20 protein-coding genes and 2 pseudogenes are annotated in these 24,154 nt (G+C 42.2%); 11 read left to right on the top strand and 11 right to left on the bottom strand.

Annotated elements, in window-relative coordinates:
* Positions 1-113: 113 nt before the first annotated feature.
* On the bottom strand, positions 114-2,972 hold the full coding sequence (locus tag V7L12_RS09720) for a cation-translocating P-type ATPase (protein ID WP_335084130.1): 2,859 nt from the start codon (positions 2,970-2,972) through the stop codon (positions 114-116).
* Between the two features lie 438 nt (positions 2,973-3,410).
* Between V7L12_RS09720 and V7L12_RS09715 the strand changes: the two genes are divergently transcribed.
* A complete protein-coding gene (locus V7L12_RS09715) occupies positions 3,411-5,081 on the top strand; it encodes a transglutaminase family protein (protein ID WP_335084129.1) in 1,671 nt (556 codons plus the stop codon).
* 87 nt (positions 5,082-5,168) lie between these two features.
* Here the strand turns inward: V7L12_RS09715 and V7L12_RS09710 are convergent, their stop codons facing one another.
* Positions 5,169-5,459: a hypothetical protein gene (locus V7L12_RS09710; RefSeq protein ID WP_335084128.1), complete on the bottom strand. Its 291-nt coding sequence runs from the start codon at positions 5,457-5,459 to the stop codon at positions 5,169-5,171.
* 132 nt (positions 5,460-5,591) lie between these two features.
* The gene (locus V7L12_RS09705) at positions 5,592-6,446 is read right to left on the bottom strand and encodes a PD-(D/E)XK nuclease family protein (RefSeq protein WP_335084127.1); all 855 of its coding nucleotides are present in this window, start codon (positions 6,444-6,446) and stop codon (positions 5,592-5,594) included.
* A gap of 146 nt (positions 6,447-6,592) precedes the next feature.
* Here V7L12_RS09705 and V7L12_RS09700 point away from each other — a divergent pair, with 146 nt between their 5' ends.
* The 4 genes from V7L12_RS09700 (at position 6,593) to V7L12_RS09685 (ending at position 9,091) form a co-directional block, all read left to right on the top strand.
* On the top strand, positions 6,593-8,017 hold the full coding sequence (locus V7L12_RS09700) for a phosphoglucomutase/phosphomannomutase family protein (protein ID WP_335084126.1): 1,425 nt from the start codon (positions 6,593-6,595) through the stop codon (positions 8,015-8,017).
* A 138-nt stretch (positions 8,018-8,155) separates the two neighbouring features.
* Positions 8,156-8,431 carry a LapA family protein gene (locus V7L12_RS09695; protein WP_335084125.1) on the top strand — a complete coding sequence of 92 codons (276 nt, stop codon included), beginning with the start codon at positions 8,156-8,158 and terminating at the stop codon, positions 8,429-8,431.
* A 13-nt stretch (positions 8,432-8,444) separates the two neighbouring features.
* Positions 8,445-8,651: a DUF433 domain-containing protein gene (locus V7L12_RS09690; RefSeq protein WP_322687809.1), complete on the top strand. Its 207-nt coding sequence runs from the start codon at positions 8,445-8,447 to the stop codon at positions 8,649-8,651.
* Entirely contained in the window at positions 8,648-9,091 is a 444-nt protein-coding gene (locus V7L12_RS09685; protein WP_335084124.1) for a DUF29 domain-containing protein, read from the top strand. The genes V7L12_RS09690 and V7L12_RS09685 overlap by 4 nt, the downstream gene beginning before the upstream one ends.
* 46 nt (positions 9,092-9,137) lie before the next feature.
* Here the strand turns inward: V7L12_RS09685 and V7L12_RS09680 are convergent, their stop codons facing one another.
* Genes V7L12_RS09680 through V7L12_RS09670 form a run of 3 tightly spaced genes read right to left on the bottom strand, consistent with a single transcriptional unit; the run spans position 9,138 to position 10,486 of the window.
* Positions 9,138-9,380, bottom strand: a complete 243-nt coding sequence (locus tag V7L12_RS09680; protein WP_335084123.1) for a CopG family ribbon-helix-helix protein — start codon at positions 9,378-9,380, stop codon at positions 9,138-9,140.
* A 13-nt stretch (positions 9,381-9,393) separates the two neighbouring features.
* Complete coding sequence (locus V7L12_RS09675) at positions 9,394-9,948, bottom strand: hypothetical protein (RefSeq protein WP_335084122.1); 555 nt, start codon at positions 9,946-9,948, stop codon at positions 9,394-9,396.
* A 31-nt stretch (positions 9,949-9,979) separates the two neighbouring features.
* On the bottom strand, positions 9,980-10,486 hold the full coding sequence (locus V7L12_RS09670; protein ID WP_335084121.1) for a hypothetical protein: 507 nt from the start codon (positions 10,484-10,486) through the stop codon (positions 9,980-9,982).
* A 385-nt stretch (positions 10,487-10,871) separates the two neighbouring features.
* Here V7L12_RS09670 and V7L12_RS09665 point away from each other — a divergent pair, with 385 nt between their 5' ends.
* Together V7L12_RS09665 and V7L12_RS09660 are read left to right on the top strand one after the other, a co-directional pair.
* Positions 10,872-11,159 (top strand): BrnT family toxin, encoded by a 288-nt coding sequence (locus V7L12_RS09665; RefSeq protein WP_335084120.1) that lies wholly within the window; start codon positions 10,872-10,874, stop codon positions 11,157-11,159.
* Positions 11,160-11,169: 10 nt separating this feature from the next.
* Positions 11,170-11,406 carry a hypothetical protein gene (locus tag V7L12_RS09660; protein WP_335084119.1) on the top strand — a complete coding sequence of 79 codons (237 nt, stop codon included), beginning with the start codon at positions 11,170-11,172 and terminating at the stop codon, positions 11,404-11,406.
* Positions 11,407-11,552: 146 nt separating this feature from the next.
* On the opposite strand, the gene V7L12_RS09655 is transcribed toward V7L12_RS09660, so the two are convergent.
* The 3 genes from V7L12_RS09655 to V7L12_RS09645 all read right to left on the bottom strand — a co-directional run bounded on the left by V7L12_RS09655 (position 11,553) and on the right by V7L12_RS09645 (position 13,471).
* Positions 11,553-11,765, bottom strand: coding sequence for a DUF433 domain-containing protein (locus V7L12_RS09655; protein WP_335084118.1), 213 nt, complete (start codon positions 11,763-11,765; stop codon positions 11,553-11,555).
* Between the two features lie 122 nt (positions 11,766-11,887).
* Positions 11,888-12,598: a hypothetical protein gene (locus V7L12_RS09650; protein ID WP_335084117.1), complete on the bottom strand. Its 711-nt coding sequence runs from the start codon at positions 12,596-12,598 to the stop codon at positions 11,888-11,890.
* Between the two features lie 150 nt (positions 12,599-12,748).
* Entirely contained in the window at positions 12,749-13,471 is a 723-nt protein-coding gene (locus V7L12_RS09645; protein ID WP_335084116.1) for a Uma2 family endonuclease, read from the bottom strand.
* 214 nt (positions 13,472-13,685) lie between these two features.
* Between V7L12_RS09645 and V7L12_RS33160 the strand changes: the two are divergent.
* The 3 genes and pseudogenes from V7L12_RS33160 to V7L12_RS09635 form a co-directional block, all read left to right on the top strand.
* Positions 13,686-13,838 (top strand): annotated as a pseudogene (locus V7L12_RS33160) (IS982 family transposase); the annotation flags it as partial.
* Positions 13,839-13,928: 90 nt separating this feature from the next.
* Complete coding sequence (locus tag V7L12_RS09640) at positions 13,929-16,484, top strand: ATP-binding protein (protein ID WP_335084115.1); 2,556 nt, start codon at positions 13,929-13,931, stop codon at positions 16,482-16,484.
* 27 nt (positions 16,485-16,511) lie between these two features.
* Positions 16,512-16,927: pseudogene (locus V7L12_RS09635) on the top strand (hypothetical protein); the annotation flags it as partial.
* A 201-nt stretch (positions 16,928-17,128) separates the two neighbouring features.
* Here the strand turns inward: V7L12_RS09635 and V7L12_RS09630 are convergent.
* On the bottom strand, positions 17,129-18,706 hold the full coding sequence (locus tag V7L12_RS09630) for an NAD(P)H-quinone oxidoreductase subunit 4 (RefSeq protein ID WP_335084114.1): 1,578 nt from the start codon (positions 18,704-18,706) through the stop codon (positions 17,129-17,131).
* A gap of 472 nt (positions 18,707-19,178) precedes the next feature.
* On the opposite strand from V7L12_RS09630, the gene V7L12_RS09625 reads away from it, so the two are divergent.
* Positions 19,179-21,800, top strand: a complete 2,622-nt coding sequence (locus V7L12_RS09625) for a DEAD/DEAH box helicase (RefSeq protein ID WP_335084113.1) — start codon at positions 19,179-19,181, stop codon at positions 21,798-21,800.
* 40 nt (positions 21,801-21,840) lie between these two features.
* On the opposite strand, the gene V7L12_RS09620 is transcribed toward V7L12_RS09625, so the two are convergent.
* Positions 21,841-23,949, bottom strand: coding sequence for an NAD(P)H-quinone oxidoreductase subunit 5 (locus tag V7L12_RS09620; RefSeq protein WP_335084156.1), 2,109 nt, complete (start codon positions 23,947-23,949; stop codon positions 21,841-21,843).
* Positions 23,950-24,154 lie beyond the last annotated feature (205 nt).

Genomic DNA, 24,154 nt, shown 5'->3' with positions numbered 1-24,154 from the left:
AGAGGCGAGGAGGTAAGAGTTAGGAGTTAGGAATTGAAAACTCATATCTTAGTAACTCATAACTGCTGTACAGACGCGATTAATCGCGTCTGTACTAATAACTCCTCACTTTTTCAAACGGCCTTCTTGCCCATAATCCGCAAAAATATCTTCTCCCCTTCAATCCAGACAAACATTAAGGCACTGAAACCAATACAAACCCCCAATTCTTGCATATTCAAGTAGTGAGTACCAAAGAAATCTCGCAGAGGCGGGACGTAAACTAGCATCAGCTGCAAAATCGTAGTGACGACAACAGCCGCTAGTACAAAAATATTGGAGAAGGGATTCATCTCAATGGTCAGTCGGTTGTTGGAGCGAATGGCGATCGCATGACCCATTTGGGCAATACACAAGGTAGTAAATACCATTGTTTTCCAAGCTTCGGGATTTCCCTGATACCCAGCAGCATGGGTATGTTGATAAGCCCACCACATTAAGGCAATAGTGATAATGGCAAAGATGATGCCAATACGAATCATATAAGAACCCAATCCCCTAGCGAAAATACTTTCGCGGGGACTAAAAGGCGGACGTTGCATGACATCTGGTTCTGGAGGTTCCACAGCTAATGCCAAGGCTGGTAAACCGTCTGTCACTAAGTTCATCCACAAAATTTGTAAGGGAGTCAGGGGAACGCCTCCCAAGCCGATTAAGGGTGCGGCTGCAATTGTGAGAACTTCACCAATGTTACTGCCCAAGATGTATTTAATAAAGCGGCGGATATTGGTGTAAACAACTCTGCCTTCCTTGGTGGCGCTGACAATGGTAGCGAAGTTGTCATCAAGTAACACCATGTCACTAGCTTCTTTACTGACATCAGTGCCAGTAATACCCATTGCAATACCGATATCGGCTTGTTTGAGGGCTGGGGCATCGTTGACACCATCGCCAGTCATCGCCACAAATCGACCCCGGCGTTGCAGTGCTTGGACAATTCGCAGTTTGTGTTCTGGGGAAACTCTGGCATAGATGCTCACCAAATCAACGTTTTGCTCTAATTCTTGGTCAGTCATCCGTTGCAATTCTTGACCTGTGAGCAGGCGATCGCCTTCTTGGGCAATTCCCAAATCGGTGGCGATCGCTCGTGCTGTTAATTGGTGGTCGCCAGTAATCATCACTGGGCGAATACCAGCTTCTCGGCACTCTTGCACAGATGCCCTGACTTCTGGGCGTGGTGCATCTAGCATTCCCACCAATCCCAGCCATACTAAACCTTGCTCAGATGTTTCGTCTGAACCTTCTAGAGGAATCTCCACCAGGGGTTTGTAGGCAAAACCTAGCACCCGTAAACCTTTACTCGCCATTTGGTCATTTTCTGCCAAAATTTTCTGGCGTTGTTCTTCGGTCAAGCGGCCTGTGTCATTACCCAAATGAATCTGAGTGCAACGTGCCAAGGTTAACTCTGGAGAACCTTTGGTAAACATTAAATAAGGTTCCGATTGGAGAAAATCGGCGATCGCAGGGTCAACACCTCTCGAAGATGCTTCACCTGTGGCGACTCCCTCCACCTGAGCAATCACGCTCATCCGCTTCCGTTCTGAGGAAAAGGGGAACTCACCAATGCGAGGTAACTTACTGTTCCACTGGTCTTTTTCAATTCCGGCTTTTCCCGCCAGGGTGAGTAATGCTCCCTCTGTCGGATCTCCCAAAATTGCCCATTCACCTTGTTCTTTTTGCAACACCGAGTCATTACAAACAGCACAGGCGACTGATAATGCGGAGATTTCTGGAGACTCCTCTAGGGAAATTTTTTGACCATTTAACTGAAAGTCTCCTGTGGGAGCATAACCTTCGCCGGTGACGCGAAAAGTTTTGTTATTGGTGGAAATCGATTGCACCACCATTTTATTTTGAGTTAGGGTGCCGGTTTTATCAGAACAGATGGTAGTTACAGAACCCAACGTTTCCACTGCTGGCAATTTGCGAATCAAGGCATTTTGGCGCACCATTCGCTGGGTTCCCAGTGCCAAGGTGACGGTAATTACAGCTGGTAAACCTTCTGGCACTACAGCAACCGCCATACTCAAGGAAACTTCCAAGAGTTCTTGGATGTTTTTAAAACCTCCATCCTTGATGACACCACCAACGACGACGATCGCCACGAGAATTAAAGAACCCGTAACTAGGACATTACCCAGTTGAGTCATCCGCTGCTGTAAAGGCGTAGGTTCACTTTCCACCGCCTGCAACATCGCAGCAATTTTACCCAGTTCTGTAGTCATTGCGGTGTTAGTCACCAGAACTTTGGCGCGTCCTTGGACTACTTCAGTTCCTTGAAAGACAACATTTAAGCGATCGCCTAATGATGTTTCCTCCGGCAATTTTAGTGATGCCTGTTTATTCACCGCTTCAGCTTCACCAGTTAATGCCGACTCACGCACTTGTAAATTAGACTGTTCGATCAAGCGTCCATCTGCGGCTATCTGCATCCCAGCTTCCAGCAGCATTACATCCCCTGGAACTAGTTCTTTAGCTGCTATCTCCACCAGTCTGGTGTCGCGGATCACCCGCACTAAGGGAGAAGTCATTTTTTTCAAGGCTGCTAGGGCTTTTTCGGCGCGGCTTTCTTGGACGTAGCCGAGTATGCCATTCAGGATGACAATTGCTAAAATCGCGATCGTATCTTTAAATGGCACTTCACCAGGCTTTAATCTGCCCTCCCGCAAAGCCATCAGGTCTAAAAACCCAGAAATGAGAGCGACGCCAATCAGCATCAACAACATGATGTTCTTGAACTGATCCAGCAGAATTTCCCAAGCACTACGGCCAGCAGTTTCTTCAAGTTCGTTGGGGCCGTATTTTTGTAATCTCTGTTCAATTTCTTGGGGTGTTAAGCCGCTGTCTGCGTTACTATCAAGCAGGTCTAGCGCTTTATCAACTTCTAAACTATGCCAAACGGCGGCACCTTCAGGCAGAGAATTAGCAGACATCGTGTAGGTCACAGCAAATGGTTACAAAATTCGATCATAATTTAGTGATGGCAGGAATTCCATTTTCTAAAGTTACATTAAGCCGATCGCCCAGTTGTATGAGTGTATATGTAATTCTTAATATTTGTAAATTCCTCCTATTTTCACATAGTATTATTTCTCACGAAAGAGTTTTTCGGAACACATTGTACCGATAATTATTAGTACCCCGCTGTAAACGTGGCGATCAAAAACCACAAATTGATGTACTTAGTAAGAGCAACGCCCATTGTGGGTAGTCTTTTAACTCAGCACTCTTCATCCACCCCAATCGGGGGAGCCATTGCTCGACTAGGATTTTCCATCTCAAGCAATTGGTGTGACGGCGGTAAAACCGCTTGAGTCATGTTTCCTCCCCTACCTAAAGGTGAGGGTTTTTTACACTTACCACAAGGTTTTATGAGTTTTGCACTCCCCACTTTGACCGTTAGCCAAATGTTTGGGCAAAGAACAATTCGACCGCTTACTGCTGCTGCCCTGTGTGGCATTACTTTCATTAAAGATAGACTGATTGCCATTGACAGTATTAAAGGACATCTACTGGAGATCGATCCTACCTCTGACAACAGCAAAATTCTCAATCCCCATCAAGTTGAAGAATTTACCGATGTCACTGGTCTAGCGGTGTGGGATGATACCCTGTGGGTAAGCCGAGAAAATAGTGTTTATTTGTGCAAGCTCAATGCTTTGGATCTGGAACATTTTGTAACATTGCCTTATGCAGCTGATGGCGTTGCTGTTTGGGAAACAACAGTTTATGTCAGTTGTCAAAGGCTGGGCTACATTCTGGTTTTTGACCGCGAAACGCGAAAAGAGATTACTAGATTTTATGCCCCTGGAGTTGGGGTAGAGAATTTGGCAGTTAACCAAGAAATGCTATGGATTTGCGATCGCACCGAACAATCAGTTTACGCGATGGACAGGGCCACGGGAGAGCTGCAATTCAGCGTCCTGACACCCTTTGAATCTCCTACAGGCATAGCGATACATAAAAATGCCGAAACAGACAAAGAAAGTATTTACGTTGCCTACGCCTCAGAGGAGCCTTATATTCGGGATAACCCCAATGCCGATCCGAGTCATGAGCTAACATTCCGCGATCGCACTTTTATTCATCCTCTGTATTATCATTACCAGCCAGATAAGCGCTACGCCCTTTCCAATGGCTATCTCATTGAAATGTCATACGCAGAGGAAATTGCACCTCTAGACGAAGTTTATTTACCCGATGTCGAATGGCGCATCGCCCTACCATCGGAAACTGAGCGTCAAAAGGTGAAACACGTTGAACCTATTGGTATACCTTTTACCGAAGAAGTGATAGAGGGGCAACGTGTAGCAGTCTTTAAATTTGATTCTCTTGCACCAGGAGAACGGCATATATTTGGCTGGAAAGCACTTTTGGAAGTTCGAGGGATTAAGTACCGCATCACACCTAGAGATGTGGAAAATATACCGCAACTGTCCCCAGAATTACAAACACGCTACCTAGTGGATGACGACGATTTAGCAATGGATACTACCATTGTTCGCCGTTCCGCCAGAGAAGCGATTGGTTCTGAAACCAATGTGCTACGGAAAATGCACAGTATCCGCAACTATGTTTATGATGAGTTATCCTACGGTATTAAACCTTACATTGATGCGCCAGATACAGTTTTAGAACGGGGCGTTGGTTCCTGTGGCGAATATGTCGGTGTTTTACTTGCCCTATCCCGTTTAAATGGCATCCCCTGCCGCACCGTAGGCAGGTACAAATGTCCTCCCCATAGTGACTTCGTAGGAGTACCGCTACAACCCGACTTTAATCATGTTTGGCTGGAATTCTACGTCCCGAATTTTGGCTGGTTGCCAATGGAATCAAATCCTGATGATGTGAGTGAAGGTGGCCCTTATCCAACGCGCTTTTTTATGGGCTTATGCTGGTATCACATTGAAATTGGCAAAGGCATCACCTTTGAAACCGTGACAAGTCAAGGTGCGCGGTTAACCAAACAAGATATCCCCATCGGTGATTTGGCGATTAATCATATTCGGTTTACAATTCTTAAAGAATTACCACCTTTTTGAATTAGGGCATTGGGCATTCTGGAAAGGCGCTGATAAAGCGAGTAGGGTGTGTTATGCCGTAGGCTAACGCACCTTAATCCTCTCTGCTTAACCACTATTTTCGTCAACTTCTGAACTCTTATTCCTATTCAAGTATTCTTCAAACAATTCAAAAAACTTTTGTAGTGCCTCATGCTCGTCTACAGAATAGAAAAGAATTATTTTAGCCCATGACTGACCTGAGTTAATTCCATATTTTTCTTCAACCCATGATTGAAAACCTTTAAATTCCCTTTCTGGCTCAGTTGGAGGTACGCCAACTTCTCTTCTAGCCAGACTATATCCTCGCAAAAGCATATCAAGTCTAGTAATTAGACCTCTTGCAAAAGTTCCTAACACCCCACCCCCAACCCCTCCCCGCAAGCGGGGAGGGGAGACAAAGCGTAGCTTTGGCGGGGTGGGGTTCTTATTTTTGATTTATGCAAGAGGTCTATTGTTTTGAAAATTGACCAAGCTGCATAGGTAAACCAATTAGCTATTAACTCTTAAACTGGGCAGTGGATATGATTGATGCTGCTTAAAATCGGCAAACTCACAGATGGAGTTAAATGGGCAAAAGCGGCAGTGAGAGCCAGGATTAGGAGGGAATATTTTACTGAAATTAGTAGTTTCTTCCTGATATTTTTGCAAATCGTGCTGGTGCTTGTGGGCAATATTCGCTAACTCAAATTTTAATGATTCTAATTCACTATTATTAATACTAATTAACTCTGATTTTTTACATATTTCTAAATTATAAAATGATGCAACCGCTTCTCGTCCAGGGTAAAGATAACGAGCAGCTAACAAGTAAACTAATGCCTGTCGTTTGTCAAAAGCGGACTTACCAGTTTTGAAATCCAAAATATGTAAAGTGCTATCAGACTCAATAAAAACGCAGTCCATAGCCGCGTATAAGCGAAAGCAATAATCTTCTTGTTCAACTACTATCGGTTTAGGAAAGCCTTCATCACCCGGAGTTAATTGGATAATATTTTTATCCAAAAGTAACGGCGCATCGTGATATTTTTGCAAAATTTGCAGTACACGTTGCTGGACTTGAACGCTTGAGTTGCCTAATTTCAGTAGCTGGGCAACTCTTTCTACACCATCTGCTTGCTTCAACAGATGGCTGTGATGATGAAACTCATAAACGCCTTTTTGAGCTAGTATGCCAATTCGCTGGGGCGCGGTGGCTTGCGTTAAAAGCGCTTTGACTTGTGGTTCGTGTTGCCGTGCTTTGATAAACCCCCGTCTCATCTGGCAATGCCAGCGTTCTTGCCCAGTCGCTGGGGCAACTAGAGACCAAAGGTGATAACTGGCAAAAGGTCGATCGGGGGTTGACATTGCTCAGAAACAGTGAGAAAAAATACGGTGGGGAGAAGTTTAAGCTAAGGCTTCCTTAGAAAAGAACTTCGGAGGATACTTGCTGCTACACACGCTTTGCGGGAAGCTTTTATAGTACTGATAATGTACCGGAGCAAGTGGCAAAAATGTCTAGCAAGATAAAATTTGGTACCGATGGATGGCGAGGGATTATTGCCGATGACTTTACTTTTCCAAATGTGCGGAAAGTAACAAGGGCAATCGCCACTTACTTAGAAACAGCCTACACAAAAGATAGACCAGTACTTATTGCCTACGATACTCGCTTTTTAGCTGACCAGTTTGCCCAAACAGCGGCTCAAGTACTAGCAGACTTGGGTTGGACTGTGAAAATTACCGATCGGGATTGCCCCACACCAGTAATTGCCTACAACGCCCGTCACCTAAATTCCGCTGGGGCGTTAATGTTTACTGCTAGCCATAATCCAGCACCTTACTGTGGAATTAAATATATACCCGATTATGCTGGGCCTGCCACTCCAGAGATTACTGATACTATTGTGGCAAATATAGAAGGTGCATCGGATGAATTGCCTGGGAGCAACCCATCAGGTTCAATTTCAATTTTCGATCCCAAACCAGATTACCTGCAATTTATCTACACTCTACTTGATGTAGAAAAGATCAAAAGCGCTAATTTAAAGGTGAAGTACGATGCTTTGTATTCTACCTCTCGCGGCTATTTAGATGAAGTTTTGCAACATAGTGGCGTTCAATTAGAAAGTTTCCATGATTGGAGAGATGTTTTATTTGGGGGTGGAATGCCAGAACCCAAAGGAGAACAGTTAGTTGAGTTAGTGGAAGCAGTAGTTCGCGATCAAGCTGATTTGGGCTTGGCAACGGATGGAGATAGCGATCGCTTTGGTATCGTTGATGAACAAGGAACCGTCCTCACTCCGAATACTGTGCTGCTACTTCTAGCACGTCATTTAATCAAAAACAAAGGTAAAACTGGCGCGATAGTCCGCACTGTCGCTACAACCCACCTGCTGGATAATTTCGCTGCTAAAAATGGGCTGCAAATTTACGAAACAGCAGTTGGTTTTAAATACATCGGCGAAAAAATGCGGGAAACTGCTGTATTAATCGGTGGAGAAGAATCAGGCGGTTTGAGTATTATCGGGCATATTCCCGAAAAAGACGGGGTTTTAGCCGATATGCTGGTGGCAGAAGCGATCGCTTATGAAGGCAAACCGCTAAGTCAACTTGTTAAAGAAGCGATCGCTGAAGCCGATGGCCCACTTTACAACAACCGCCTAGACTTGCACCTCATAGAGGCGCACAAAACCGCCGTCATCGACTCCTTTACTAAAAATCCACCTACAGAGGTAGCAGGAATTAAAGTCAAGGAAGTGGGGCGTAAAGACGGTATTAAGCTCTATTTAGAAGAAGGTAGCTGGGTTTTACTACGTCCTTCCGGTACAGAACCACTGGTACGCGTCTACCTAGAAACCAACACTCCCGAAAAACTCACCCAAATCGCCCAAGAGTTAGAGAGTGCCATTGCTAAACTAGAGGCAGTAGCAGTTTAATCTGTCAGAGTTAGGAAGTAAGAGTTAAGAGTTATGAATTAGGAGTTAAGAGTTGTAAATTAACAATTCTTAACTCCTGATTTCTAATTTTGATCAAAATATAGCTCCTAACTCCTAATTCCTCACTTCAATCAAACTATGAAAATCGCTCCTTTTTTGACATCTCTAGTTGTAGCGGTTTGGGTAATCGCGATCGCAATTATTTCAGTCCAAAATGCCACACCTGTATCGTTAAAATTCTTAACATTTCAATCGATTCAGATACCAATGGGTTTAGTGCTAGCTTTTAGTGCCTGTGTAGGGTTAATTGGCATGGCACTGCTGCAACCCCTCTGGGGACTTGCTGGTATTGGGCAAGGTAATTCTCGATTGGAAGACGATGCGGAATTTTTTGTTGATGATGAAGATTTTTAAGGTTTGAATAGCTGTGCAGTACCAAAACATTATTACAATCGAACCAGGAAAACGAGGTGGTAAGCCTTGTATTCGAGGAATGCGAATTACTGTATACGATGTTTTATCTTATCTTGCCTCTGGCATGACCTACGAGGAAGTGCTTGATGACTTTCCTTATTTGACACAAGAGGATATTTTGGCTTGCTTAAGCTATGCGGCTGATCGAGAACGGCTATGAGTGCAGCTTATAAAGCAGATTTTAATTTGTGGATTGAACAGACAACCCAACTATTGCGATCGCATCGCTGGCATGAAGTTGATGTAGAACATCTGATTGAAGAGGTTGAAGGCTTGGGCAAAAGTGAACGGCGAAGTATTGCCAGTCAACTAACTCGCTTACTTTTGCATTTGCTGAAGTGGCAATATCAACCCCAGCGTCGCTCAGATAGTTGGCTCGATTCCATCACCGATTCTCGCACCCAAATTGAGTTAGCCATAGAAGATAGTCCTAGTCTTAAGAGCTATCCTACAGAGCAGCTTGAGGAAAGCTATCAAAGGGCACGTCGTCAAGCAGCCAAGCAAACAGGGATACTTTTATCCGTGTTTCCAGAAGAGTGCCCATATTCTTTAGAGTTAGTGTTGGATGAAGACTGGCTACCGGAAGCAAGCGATATTTGATAAGTTTATTTGTGACTGTGTGGAATGAAGCGCACTACGCAGCCACTTAATATGCATTTGTGAGTCTTGCAAAAGTCGCTTTTACTTCTTCATCACTAGCAAAGTCTCCAGTATTCGCTTCAGCAATCCCCTTTTGAATTTCCTCAGTTTGCCACTGATACATCTCTAGATAAGTAGCTACCGCTTCATTAAGTATGTAGCTGTGATCGCAGTTGCAATGAATTGCGATCGCATCAAGTGCAGCCTTTTTATCACTATCTATCCGAAACGTAATGTTTTCTTGGCTCATCTTTCTATTCTTATCAGGTGCTAGGTGGTAGTCCTCTCGCTTCGGATACGATTTCTCCTACAGCCTTATAGGCATCACTTATTGACATTTTGCCTGTTTCTACAAGCTTTATAATTTGTTGAGCATCTTCAGCACTAATCAAATCAAGTTTTAATGGTTCTTTCAAGAAGCTGTATAGGTGAGTTTTGTCCTTTTCACTAATCTTAGATTGTCTTTCCTTTATTTCAATTTCTCGCAGTTGATCTCTCAACTGTCTAAGCATTTCTTCTCGTTTACCTTCATGATGGGTTCCGTCTATCAGAAACCGTTTAGCACCAAAAATAGCTGCTCCACCCAATACCGCAGCCCCAGCAACAATCGCCACTGGAGCGGCTACTGGTATGGTTACTAATCCAAACAGAATAGAGGCTGTTGTTCCACCGAATGCGAATGCAGCCGCACCTGCACCCACAGCACCAACGCCAATGGCTCCAATGTCTGTTAGGAAGGTGAGCCGATCACCAGGGTTATTCTCTAGGCGCTCAATAGCTTTTAGCATATCTTCTTTGCTGCGCTTATTTTCTGTCATAAAAGCTCCAAACAGTGCATATTAAATATAATTAGGAAAAGGCTAGTTCATGAGAAAGTGCGTTCAGAACATCAGCTAGAAGTTTAAAAAACTCACTAGCAACTTCAACAATATTTTGAGCTACACCTTTGAATTGCTTGTCTAGCACATGTCCAATAACTGCCCCAGTAAGCACAATACCAATTCCCAAGGCTCTGGCTACAGGCTCTAAGAAATGCCCCAACCACGGAATTGAAACAATCCAGTTGTAGATGACTGCACTCACAACAGCAGCGATCCCAGCACCTGCAACCAGAAAAGGATGCGTCTTAACAAACTCGACAATTTTGAACAGCAATACTTTACCAATTGCAATAACTTTTTTACCGATCTTTATGGTTTGGCTAACAAGCTCATGTAATCTTGTTACAACTTCTTCAGGTAAACCCATGTCTTGCAGGTATTCGTAAAAGTCAGTGCTTTTAATTGCCCCTGCTTCTGCATTCCACAGAGTTATTTTCAAGTTTGCTTGTGCTGCGGATAATTTTTCACTTGCCATGAGAATCCTCGACTCGATGCTTGTAAAATTTAGATATTAATCAAGCTAGCCTCTTTGAGTGAAAATCTCACACCGTCTAACCACGAATTCTGAGCATTATTACACTAGCTTGAATCAATAGTGTATGCGACGAATTAGGTAACAATTATGCTCGGCTATCACTATAAATTAACGTAAATAAACTCAATATATATTTTTTTTTGATTTAGTATGATCGCCCTTATCTTCAACAAAAATCTCAATGCAATGGACAAGCGATGTCTACGACGGGCTACGCCTACGCACTCCACTTGACGCTAGAATAATCAGTCGCAATCTTGTAGAGATGATTGGCGATGAAAATTAAAGCAGTTGATTTTCCCGGTATCACTGGTATATTGAGTCCATGAAGTTTGAGTGGGATGAGCGTAAAAACCAAAGCAACATCACAAAGCATGGTTTCGACTTTGCTGATGCTTTCCGCATCTTTAATCTACCCATGCTTGTCTACCTAGATGAACGAGAAAACTATGGAGAGGATCGGTATCTCGGTATTGGACTACTTGATGGACGAATCGTAGTAGTTATTTACACCGAGCCTGGTGAAGAAATGGTTCGGCTCATCTCATTAAGAAAGGCACTGTCTCACGAACGAAAACGCTATGAACAATACCTCAAGAACCGATTGGGTTAGAGTCGATGCAATGAGTGACGAAGACATCGACACCTCAGATATTCCACCCTTGTCAGAAGAATTTTTTGCTAAAGCACAATTGCGAATGCCCAAGTCACCTGTAACAATAACAGTTAAGGTAGATCCTGAAACTTTTGCTTGGTTCCAAAAGCAGGGAGAGACTGCCGAACAGCAGATGGCTGTAGCATTAAAGATTTATGCAGAAGCACACAAAGCTTATCCAGCGTCTGAGGCGAAGTCAACCTAATACAATACTAAATTGGATGTCTTTAACAATAACCTCAGTGCAGCAAACAAGCGATGTCTACGACGGGCTACGCCTACGCACTCAGCTTGACGCTAAAATATTAGTCGTAATCTTGTAGAGATGATTGGCAATGAAAATTAAAGCAGTTATCTTCGCCGTGCTGCGAACAATAAACAGGCTTGGATATCTTCGAGTTCGAGATCGGTAAAATCCTCTAAAATCTCAGAAACACTGACATTCTCAGCCAACATTTCTAAAATGTCACTCACACGGATTCTCATGCCTCGAATACAAGGACGACCACCACACTGACCAGGAATTTGAGTAATGCGAGTCAACAAATCAACCCTTGAGTTCATGCAAGTATTTTAATATCAGGTACTTTTATTTAACTCTAATTTTGCGATCGCAATTATCCCAGCCTAGCATCTGGATGTAGCAAAAGGGCAATCGCAGTTATCGCACACTAATACAACAGCAGCTAAGTTGGGCAGTTTTGGGTTAGTTGTAGCTTTAGGTAATCAATGAAGTCTAGAATTTCTGTATCAGTAAGTTGTAGACGCGATCGCTTGCCATATTTCTGCTGCAAATACTCCCTTCCCTGTTCTGGTGTCCAATTTAATTGGGCTAAATATGTGTCACTTTGAGCTATCAGAACTGGATTAAGTTCTGATGTCGTTGTATTAGCAGATATTTGTATCGGCTCTTGATTTGAATTTTGAATACAGTTAATTTTTAAACTTACTTTTTGCCCTAGAGTTTGCCAGTCAATTTCCTTATGTCTATCCCAACTAACACCTATAGAGCGATAAGTGACTGGATCGTAAATATTACAAAAAACTACATTACTATCTCCTGGGCTAACAGCGATCGTCAGTGGATTACGTAGTTGTTCAGAAGTAAGGGCATCCAAAGACAACAATAAACTTTTAGAAAAGTAAGTATCATTTCCTGATTGGATAATATAAGGTTTATCTGCTAGGATATACAGATTTATTTTTTCATCTGGGCCAAATGTATTTTCAACTTTTTTATCGACTTCTATTCCTGTTATCACTCCAGTCAAGGCTCTGTCATAAATTGGGATTTGTTTTTTCTCGTCGGATAGCATATACCAGCAGTGATCATTGTCTTTTTTGACAAATATATATTGAGGTCTTGGGACTGCTCCAAATCCTAATTTAACTTCCATATTTTTGATGAAGGTTTTGGTAAATATATTTATTGAGCAACCCGCTTTTACGATTTGTATCGTCAAGCTATGAGTTACTTTATAGATATAATTCCCTAAGCAACAAGCTAATTAACATTAAGGTCGCGAAAATTACAAAATTTGGTGAATCTATGACAAAGTTTCTGGATCAACACCAAGTGCATTCAACCTTTCAATTAACATCTTCACTTGTTGTTCTGCTGCGACACGTTGCTGTTCTTCAAAAGCTGTACGTTCTTCAGCTTCCCTGATGCGTTCTTCTGGTGTCAGCAATCTTTGCCCTTCTTCGTCATACCAGTACAGCCACTCCCGCACTATACCTTGATAAATTCCCCGTTCTCGCCCAATTCCTAAACCAATTTCTGGTAGCCAAACAGGATTTCCTGACATTAAGATATATTCCCCATCAACTAGGCAATACACTTCCAAAGGTGTCTTTTTACGCCGAAGAGGACTATATACAACGTAGTACAAAATTCCTAATTCTTTGGCATAGAATTCTTTCTTGGTGCTGTATTCTTCCCGATATATTTGAGAAACAATTTCTAGCGCTAAAATTGGCAGTTTCTTTTCTTCCCACAGCACATAACTTAGGCGTAAGTCCTCATCAATGAAGCGTTTAACTCCTAAGCTGAGAAACCCATCAGGGACAATAGCTGGTTTATCTGGGTGATAATAAATACCCATATCAACACCAAAAAACCAATCCCAATGATCGCACCAAACCAAAGCCAGGATCGTTTTTAGCAAGCCGGGAATTAAATTTTGGAGTTCATTATCCACAGCGGTATCATCTGAGTCGGGTAATTCTTCGGAAGATGGCAAACAATGGAGTGGATTGTAGTTTAACATGAGCGGTTTTGCCAAATCTGATTCTAGATAGATTGTAGGTAATCTATTGATGTGCGATCGCAGCGCAAGAATGAAAAGCCATTTTTAGCGTAGACATCGCTTTGTGTCTTTCTTCTCAGTAATTAAATATTTATAAGTGTAAAATCTTTCCATTAAATTCGTGTATTTTCGGTACTGACTACCAGAGTGTCTAACTGACAATAGCAAAAAAGGGCGGAACATTGTTCAAATAGAACATTCCAGAAGTCGCAAAGTATTCAATTTCATGGTGAATTTGGTAGCTGGACTGATTACCTATACCTACCAAGAGAAAAAGTCTTCTCTTAACCTTGACTCAGAAAATGTGGCGCAGCTGGAACTTAGTTGATTTTTAGCCCTATTTTGGAGTTTTACTTAAGTATCAGATATGTCACCACACATCCATTCACGAGTTCGAGTTTTAATCAAAAACTTCCTAATGGTTTTTTTACCATTGTCAGTCTTAGCTGGAAGTGTTGTAGGGACTATCTACTACCAACAGGAACAAACTGAGAAAGTTATATTAAAAACCAATGAACTCAGGAAGGTAGATTTACAAACTAAAGTAATCAGCGGAGACTTTCACTCGGTTGTCTCAGATTTGATAGTTATCTCTAAACAAAACGAGCTACAAAGAATTTTGGAGGGAGTAGATAGACAACAACAAGCACTTTCCCAAGAATTTTTATTATTTTCTGGATATAAAAAACTTTACGACCAAATTCGCTTTTTGGATCAATCAGGTAAAGAAATTGTCAGAGTCAACTTTAACCAGGGTGAACCAGGGATTGTCCCCGAAGAAAAACTGCAAGTTCAAGCCAAGCGCTACTGGTTTAATGACACTTTCCGCCTAAACCAAGGACAAGTATTTGTCTCTCCCCTTGACCTCAACATCGAACGAGGTCAGGTTGAACAACCCTTGAAGCCAATGATCCGCTTTGGCACTCCCGTTTTTGATAGCCGTGGACACAAACGAGGCATTGTGGTGTTAAATTATTTCGGCGCAAAACTGCTCGACAATTTTAATCAAGCTTTCGCTAACGCTTCTAGCCAGGGAATGCTACTGAATGCTGATGGCTACTGGTTAAAAGGGGCGAAGCCTGAGGATGAATGGGGATTTATGTTTCCCGATCGCAAAAACCGCACTTTTGGCACAGCTTTTCCCCAAGCATGGCAGCAGATTTCTCAACAAGAATCGGGACAATTCCAAACTGCTGAGGGAATGTTCACTTTTACCACAGTCTATCCACTTGTGGAAGGGCAAAAATCTAGTACGGGAGCAGGACAAGCTTTTGCACCAAGCCAAAATCAAATTGATACTAAATCTTATCACTGGAAGATTGTTTCATGGGTGTCGCCAGAGAATTTGACGACCAAATCAAACCAATTTTTGAGTCAATTGCTACTGCTATATGCTGGGTTAGTAGGATTAATTGGCATTGGTTCTTGGCTACTAGCTCTTGCTAGTGTCAATCGTAATATGGCCCAGCTAGAGTTAAGGCAATCTGAAGTTGAATTGCTAAAGCTAGTTGAGCAGGAGAAAATTCTTAAAACTCGTCTATCTAGTCAAATTCGCAACTCGCTGGATCTAAATACGATTTTGAGTACAGTAGTAGTTGAAGTTCGGGAATTGTTACAGATCGATCGATGCCAATTTTTTTGGTGTCATCAAGAAGATGAATCCACTAGCTTGGAACTGAGTCAGCAAGCTTGCGCTCCCGATTTAACAGAACCTTTAGGCTGTTCTCCTATCCAGAATGTGGAAGCCCTGAGTGAGGCTGTTATGCAGGGGAATTTGCTTTGCTTTGATGACATTGCGACAGATTCCTGGCTTGATTTCAAGAGTCGGAATTTACTGGTGACATTGGGCTTTAAGTCGCTACTAACAGTTCCAGTTCAAACTCAGTCGGATCGCTTGGGTGTGATTGTCTGCGAACATAGTAGAGCGCTTCGCCCCTGGAGTGATGATGAGGTGGAAATCATTCGAGGTGTGGCTGACCAGTTAGCGATCGCTATTGACCAAGCCCAATTGTATAATCAAAGCCGCGCTGCTACTGCTGCTGCTACTATTCAGGCAGAACAACTCAACCAAGTTCTACACAATCTCAAAGAAACCCAAGCCCAACTGATTCAGACCGAAAAAATGTCGAGTTTAGGTCAATTAGTGGCTGGAGTAGCTCACGAAATCAATAACCCAGTTAACTTTATCTACGGCAATTTGACCCATGTAAGTGAGTATACGCTGGGCTTGTTGGAACTGGTAGAACTTTATCAACAGTCTAATGCTGATTCAACACCTGAAGTAGAAGCTCATATAGAAGCGATCGACCTTGACTTTATGGCTGAGGATTTACCTAAAATATTAATTTCAATGAAAATGGGAGTTAATCGCATTCGTGAAATAGTTCTATCCTTGCGGAATTTTTCTCGACTTGACGAAGCAGATATGAAGCCTGTCAACATTCATGAAGGTATTGATAGCACACTACTGATTTTACAAAATCGCTTCAAACAAACGCCTGGAAATGCCGGAATTGAAATAGTCAAGGAATATGGTGATATTCCATTAGTAGAGTGCTATGCCGGACAACTAAATCAGGTGTTTATGAATCTCATCAGTAATGCAATTGACGCTCTGGATAGTTATAACAGTCAGCGAACTCTTGAGGAGATAGAAGCTAAACCCAGCCAGATTGTAATTCGTACTCAGTTACGTGACTTTGATCGTATAACTGTAAAAATTGCAGATAATGGCCCTGGTATGACCGAAGTAGTTAAACAACGATTATTTGACCCTTTCTTTTCCACAAAAACGGCAGGTAAAGGCACTGGATTAGGACTAGCAATTAGCGCTCAAATTGTCATAGAAAAACACAACGGAGCTATTTGGTGTATTTCGGAACCAGGAAAAGGAGCAGAATTTTGGGTTGAGATTCCAATTAAGCAAAATTCTAAAGTAGTCACTGTAAATACTGCTACTCTATCCATAATTTGATGCTACTCTGGGCAAATGAAAAATGACATGACGAATATTAGCGATCGCAATGATTTTGATAGCCCTTGGAAAGAAATTATAGAAGCTTATTTTCCCCAAGCAATGCATTTCTTTTTTCCAGAAACTTCTGCATTAATTGATTGGGAACGTCCTTATGAATTTATAGATAAAGAATTTCAACAAATAGCTCGTGAAGCTGAACAGGGTAAGAGATATGCCATCAACTAGTCAAAGATTGGCAAATCCAAGGAGAAGAACTTTGGTTATTAATCCATGTTGAAATTCAGGCACAAAAAGAAGACAACTTTACCAAGCGGATGTTTACCTACAACTTTCGCATATTTGACCGCTTTGATAAACCAGCAATTAGCCTTGCAATTCTCTGTGATTCAAACCGCGAATGGCGACCAAGAAATTACAGTTACAATTATCCCAATACTCGCTGAGAAGGACACAAAGAAAGAAAATTTAGTGCAGCCTCAAAAATAAATGGTATCACTTACCCCATACAGAATTTTTTTACTCAGTTCGATGATTTATTTTTTACTTTACTGAATTAAAAGTTTCGAGTGAGTAACAAAAAGGGCAGGTAGAAAACCCGCCCTCAAAGTAATCAATATTTAAACTAAACTAGCGATCGCAACTTAATTACCAATTTCCGGCGCACTCAAAGAAACCTTTAGTGCATCATCTTTTTGTTGTGCTAATGTCGGCACGGAATCACGCAATCTTGCTGTCAATTGTACAGTTGTAGCGTCGTACATCTGAGTCAGCAATTTTGGATAGAAACCAATACCAATAATTGGAATTAACAAACAAGCAATGATAAATACTTCACGGGGTTCGGCATCTATCAAAGCTTGGTGAGAAACTAATTCCTTATTCTCTTCTCCGTAGAAAATTTCTCGCAACATCGACAGCAGATAAATCGGAGTTAAAATCACTCCCACTGCCATCAAGAATACCACGATAACTTTGAAGGTAGAGCTATAAGCATCGCTAGTAGCAAAGCCCACAAATACCATCAATTCTGCCACGAAACCGCTCATCCCTGGCAATGCCAAAGAAGCCATTGAACAGGTGGTGAACATGGCGAAAATCTTCGGCATTCTCTTAGCGACACCACCCATTTCATCCAACATCAGGGTGTGTGTGCGATCGTAAGTTGCGCCAACCAGGAAGAACAAACTCGCCCCAATTAACCCGTGAGAAACCATTTGCAATACTGCCCCACTCAATCCTAAATCGGTGAAGGAGGCAATACCAATCATCACAAAGCCCATGTGAGAAATTGAGGAGTAGGCAATTTTTCGCTTCAGGTTGCGCTGGGCAAAGGATGTCAAGGCAGCGTAGATGATATTAACTACCCCCAAAACTACGAACACTGGTGCAAAATAAGCGTGGGCATCGGGGAGCATTTGGGCATTCATCCGAACTAAGGCGTAACCGCCCATTTTCAGGAGAATACCTGCCAATAACATGTGTACAGGGGCTGTAGCTTCACCGTGGGCATCAGGTAGCCAGGTGTGCAAGGGAATAATCGGCAACTTGACGGCGTAAGCAATCAGGAAGCCAGCATAGACGGCAAGTTGGAAATTCAGGGCGAAATCTTTTAAGGCGAGCGATCGCATATCGAATGTCACCGTATCGCCGTAAAATCCCATTGTCAGGGCAGACAGCAAAATAAACAGCGAACCGCCAGCGGTGTATAAAATAAATTTAGTCGCTGCATATTGCCGCCTTTTGCCTCCCCAAATCGACAGCAGAAAGTATATCGGTACTAGTTCCAGTTCCCACACCAGGAAAAATAACAGCATATCCTGGACAGCGAACACGGCAATCTGACCGCCATACATTGCCAAAATCAAGAAGTAAAATAGCTTGGGCTTGAAGGTGACAGGCCAAGCTGCTAAAATCGCCAGCGTGGTAATGAATCCAGTCAAAATAATTAGGGGCATGGACAAGCCATCTGCCCCTACAGACCAATTCAAACCCAATTGTGGTACCCAGGGGTAGCTTTCCACCAACTGTAAATCTGGATTGGAGAAATCATACCCAGTATAAAAAGCGTAAACAATTAGTGCAAAATCTATCAGCCCTACGATGAGGGAGTACCAGCGCACTGTTTTGCCTTCTTTGTCAGGGATGATGGGAAGAAGTAGCGACGCGGCTATTGGCAACAGAATAATCGTCGTCAGCCACGGGAAATTAGCTGTATTCATTACAATTTGTCTGCTATCAAAATCATGTTTGGCAAAAAGTCACTAGTTATTAAGTAACAGCTTTTTGGGGATTTCGTCTTCCTCGTTAGGTTGATTTAATTAAATTGGCAATCCCCCGTTTCTTCTGTTGGGAGTCTTTTTTCACCTTTGGGGGTGCAGAATGTGGGTTTTGATACTCCCAGTCAAGATAAAAATTTACCCTAAAAAAGCCAGTAAACTAGAATTATAGCGGTGCGATCGCGTAGCCTAACCTATCGCTAAAAATACATGATGCTGTTTGGTGGTTGTTGAAAAAAGCAATTTGGTGCAAAAAAGCATAACAGGAGAAATAACCCTATGATAATCGCACAAATTGAAAGTCAGATTCGTTATATGAATTAGCTAGTGTGCCTAACCCACTCTACGATTACTAATGCTCCTTATCTTTTATGTTACAACAGTGTAATAAGCAGATACTTAGCATTTTAAAAACATGGCACTCAAAAAAGTTAGTCATTCTCACACCTCTGCCGAAACCCCTGAAGCACTTTTCCGAGATATTAAAAATAAACAATCTAAAGGTTTGATTTCTCACCAAGCTGACATAGTTAGAAAATACTGTCAGCCAGAAACTCTCAATTTACCAGATATTGCCCTACAACTTCCAACAGGCAGTGGTAAGACAGTAGTGGGGCTTTTAATTGGAGAATGGCGGCGTTGTCGTTTTAATGAAAAAGTAGTGTATCTTTGCCCTACTGTTCAGCTTGTGAATCAGGTAGTTGAACAATCATTAACTATTTGTGGGATAAAAGCAAATGCTTTTACAGGTAAACAGGCTAATTATTATCCTAATATCAAGGGTGAATATACTAACGCTGAAACTATTGCTGTAACTACTTATAGTGGTTTTTTCAACACAAATACTTTCTTTAAAAACGCTGATATAATAATTCTTGATGATGCCCATTCTGCTGAAAATTACATAGCAAAATATTGGTCTCTTTCAATTGAGCGAAATAATTCCAAACATAGCACTCTCTTTAAAGCTTTAGTTTCGGCTATGCATGGGATTGTTCTAGATGCACACTACTCCAGGTTGATGTCTGACTCTCCAGATTTAGGAGATATTCAATGGGTTGAAAAAATACCTACTCCATTTCTGTATAAAAGACTTGAAGAAATAACTACCATACTAGATACACATATTAACGATATAGAAGACTTACAATATTCTTGGTCTGTTTTAAAAGATCACTTATTTTCATGCCATATTTACAGCAGCTATAACTCTATATTAATTCGTCCTATTTTACCACCTACTCGTACTCATCAACCATTTTCTACTCGTAAACAACGCATATATATGTCTGCTACATTAGGAGAAGGAGGAGAACTAGAAAGGCTTGCAGGTACAGAAAAAATAGTTCGTTTACCAGTTCCAGATGGCTGGGATCAACAGGGCATTGGTCGTCGCTTTTTCTTTTTTCCAGAAAGGTCTCTTAATGAAGAAGCTGCACTCAATCTTACTATAGATATGATCAAAGAAACACCAAGAACTCTCGTCCTTGTACCGAATGATTCTACTGCAAAGAAACTTGTAGAACAGATATCTATAGCAACTAATTATAAAATATTTAATGCTCGTGAAATTGAGAAGTCAAAGCAGCCTTTTATATCTGAGTCAAAAGCGGTAGCTATAGTTGCAAACCGATATGATGGTATTGATTTGGGAGGTAATGAATGTCGTCTTTTAATAGTAAAAGGACTGCAAAAAGCAATAAATCTTCAGGAAAAATTCCTTGTGACACGAATGCCAGCAAGTATTCTTTTTAATGACCGTGTATTAACTAGAATTGTTCAGGCAGTAGGTCGTTGTACAAGAGCAGATAATGACTATGCGGCGGTAATAGTGCTTGGAGAAGAATTAAATAATTATTTACTAGATAAGGATAAAAGAAAATTTTTACATCCAGAAATTCAAGCTGAGATACAGTATGGAATTGACCAATCTAAAGATGTTAACATATCTGAATTTATTGAAAACTTGCAAATTTTTTTAAAACATAAAGAAGAATGGAATGTAGCAGAAAAAGATATTATAGATTTGAGAGACAAATTAGAACAATTTCAACTTCCAGGCATAGAAAAATTACAGGCATCTGTTGCTCATGAAGTTAGATATCAAAACGCACTTTGGAGCGGCAATTTTGAACAGGCAGTTCAAGAATGTAGTTCTGTATTAAGTTCGCTTAGTGGAGATGATGTTAAAGGATATAGAGCCTTTTGGTACTACCTTGCTGGAAGTGCAGCTTGGATAGCGGCAAAACGTGGTGTAGCTTCTATGGAAGGAGTAGCACGGAATTTCTTTAAGCGTGCTGCTTCTACTACTGAAGGAGTTAGTTGGCTCTATCAACTCTCTAGGTTGAATTTAGAAGAAAATCAAGAAAATCAAGCTGATAAATTGAGACTGACTTCTGTAATTGAAGCACTAGAATCACAATTGTCACTATATGGCAATTTCAACGATAAAAAGTTTGAAGCAGAGCTAAAAGCAATTCTTGAGAATCTCCAGAGAGTGAAAGATACTCAGGAAGACTCCAAAGCATTTGAAAATGGGCATGAAAGATTAGGGCGTTTATTGGGTTATGAAGCTCGAAATTCAAACGGAGATGCTGATCCAGATCCCTGGTGGATTGCTGATGATGACTTTTGTATTGTATTTGAAGACCATTCAACTGATAATAATGGAAATCCGCTAGGAGCAAATAAAGTTAGACAAGCCGCTTCACATCCTAACTGGATTAAAAAGAATATTCCGTTACTTCGCAAAGAATCAGAAATCATACCTGTTGTGGTTACACCTTGTAAAAGTATCACTAGTGGTGCAGAAAATCATACACAAGATGTATGTTATTGGAATCAGCAGGATTTTCAAACCTGGGCTGAAAAAGCAATTACTGTAGTACGTGAACTAAAACGTAGTTTTCCTGGCGAAGCTAACTTGGAATGGAGAAAACTTGCTATCCAAGCTTATCAAGATAATGGTCTTGACCCAGCATCCTTAGCAAAAAATTTACGCGATCATAAATTAGCTAATCTCCCAATTAGTGGATAGTTAAGAGATAGGGGCGGACATTTGCCCACCCCTATAAAAATCAGGTAACACCAAAAACAATCACTAAGCCCAAAACAGCCCCAAACACAATCAAGGCATAGAATTGAGCGCGACCGTTTTCTAGGTACTTCAGACCTTCACCACTGACAAGGGTGAAAAAGCCTGTGAGGTTAACAGCACCATCTACAACGCGGAAGTCAACTTCCATAACTTGTCTAGCTAGGCGACGCAAGCCGAGGACAAAAACCCGATGGTAAATGTCATCAAAGTACCACTTGTTGAGGGATAACTCGTAAAGTGGTTGGATTTTAGCAGCGATCGCAGCCGGGTCAATTTTACGGCGCAAATACATCAGCGAAGCTAAGGTAATCGCAACCAAGGAAATTCCCACTGAGGCACCCGCCATAATGTAGAATTCCGTCGGATTGAACTCGGAAGCCTTTTCTAGAACTTCGGTGAGAGTTTCACTAGGAGGAAAGATAAACTCTTCAAAATAATTGGCGTAGGGAGTTCCCACCAAACCAATGAAAATCGAAGGCACAGCCAAAAATACTAACGGCAGAGTCATTGTCCACGGCGATTCGTGAGGGGAGTCGCTGTGATGTCCGTGGGAGTCATGAGAGTCATGGGAGTCATGGTGTTCACCAGTGGCAGCCAATTCTCCTTTCTTCATTGCCCCAGGGCCAAAATTCGGGGCTAGTTCTTCTGACTCTAACTCCAGAACAATTGTCGCCGCCTTCTTGAGTTTTTCCTTGATTTTCTCGTCAGTACCCCGGAATTTGCCTTCAAATGTCGAGAAATACATTCTAAACATATAGAAAGCAGTAATCCCGGCAGTTAGCCAGCCGATGAACCAGAGGAGTGGATTAGCCTCAAAAGCCTTCCCTAGAATTTCATCTTTTGACCAGAAGCCAGCAAAGGGCGGAATGCCAGAAATTGCCAAGCAACCAATCAAAAAGGTAGTTGCTGTGACAGGCATATACTTTCGCAGTCCACCCATCAGCCGCATATCTTGAGCTAAGGCAGGGTCGTGTCCAACAACACCTTCCATACCGTGAATTACTGAACCTGAACCCAAGAACAGCATCGCCTTGAAATAGGCATGGGTCATCAGGTGGAATAGTCCCGCACTGTAGGAACCTATTCCCATTGCCATCACCATGTAACCGAGTTGGGAAATGGTGGAGTAAGCCAAGCCCTTTTTGATGTCGTTTTGGGTAATGGCAATGGTTGCCCCCAAAAACGCCGTAAACGCCCCAGTAAAGGCAATGACATTCATTGCGGCTGGAACGTCTTCAAATACTGGGTACATCCGGGCAATCAGGAAAACACCCGCCGCCACCATCGTTGCTGCGTGAATCAAGGCAGAAATGGGGGTGGGGCCTTCCATCGCATCTGGTAGCCAGACATGGAGGGGGAATTGGGCTGATTTCGCCACTGGCCCTAAGAAAACTAAAATCGCAAACAGGACAGCGAGAAAATTACTGATAGAACCTGATTCGACAAGTTGGGCGAGGCGATCGCCCATGATATTAAAATCAAAGCTTCCTGTTGCCCAAAATAGCCCCAGAATTCCCAGCAGTAGACCAAAGTCGCCCACGCGGTTGGTAACAAATGCTTTTTGAGCGGCATCGGCTGCTGACTTGCGATCGTACCAAAAGCCGACCAGCAAGTAAGAACACATCCCCACAAGTTCCCAGAATATATAAATCTGTACTAGGTTGGGGCTGACCACCAGGCCTAACATTGAGGAGCCAAACAAACTGAGATAGGCGTAAAACCTCACGTAACCGGGATCGTGAGCCATGTAGCCATCGGTGTAAACCATGACTAAGCAGGCTACCGTTGTGACAATCACCAGCATTAGGGCTGTCAGGTGGTCAATAGTGTAGCCCATGCTCAGGTGAAAATTACCTGCTGCCGCCCACTCAAAGGTGCACAGATAAGGCGCGTGTCCTTGAATTTGACTCCATAACAAGGCAAACGACAGCCCCATAGCTGCTGCCATCATGGAGATAATCACCACAGCGTTAAGCTGCCGTAGGCGGTTTGTCACCTGATTCAACGAGATTAACCCTAGACCGACCAGCATCGCCCCAAAAAGAGGGAACACCGGAATCAGCCAGGCATACTGATAGATTACTTCCATCACTGACGCCTACTTTTAGAATTCTTGATTAGGGTGTCGAAACTGTTAATAATTGTGACACACACCCTTTAGGATAAAATAACCCACCCAAGGCTGATTGGGTGGGGTATTAAGCATGGTTTTAGATTTGGTCATTAATCATTGGTCATTTGTCATTAGTCATTTGCCCCATGCCTAATGACGCCAGTCGCCTCAAATCGGGAAA

Source organism: Nostoc sp. (assembly GCF_036918245.1).
GTDB lineage: Bacteria > Cyanobacteriota > Cyanobacteriia > Cyanobacteriales > Nostocaceae > Nostoc.
Note: the sequence above shows the minus strand (reverse complement) of the source record. Positions and strands in the feature narration are given on the sequence as shown.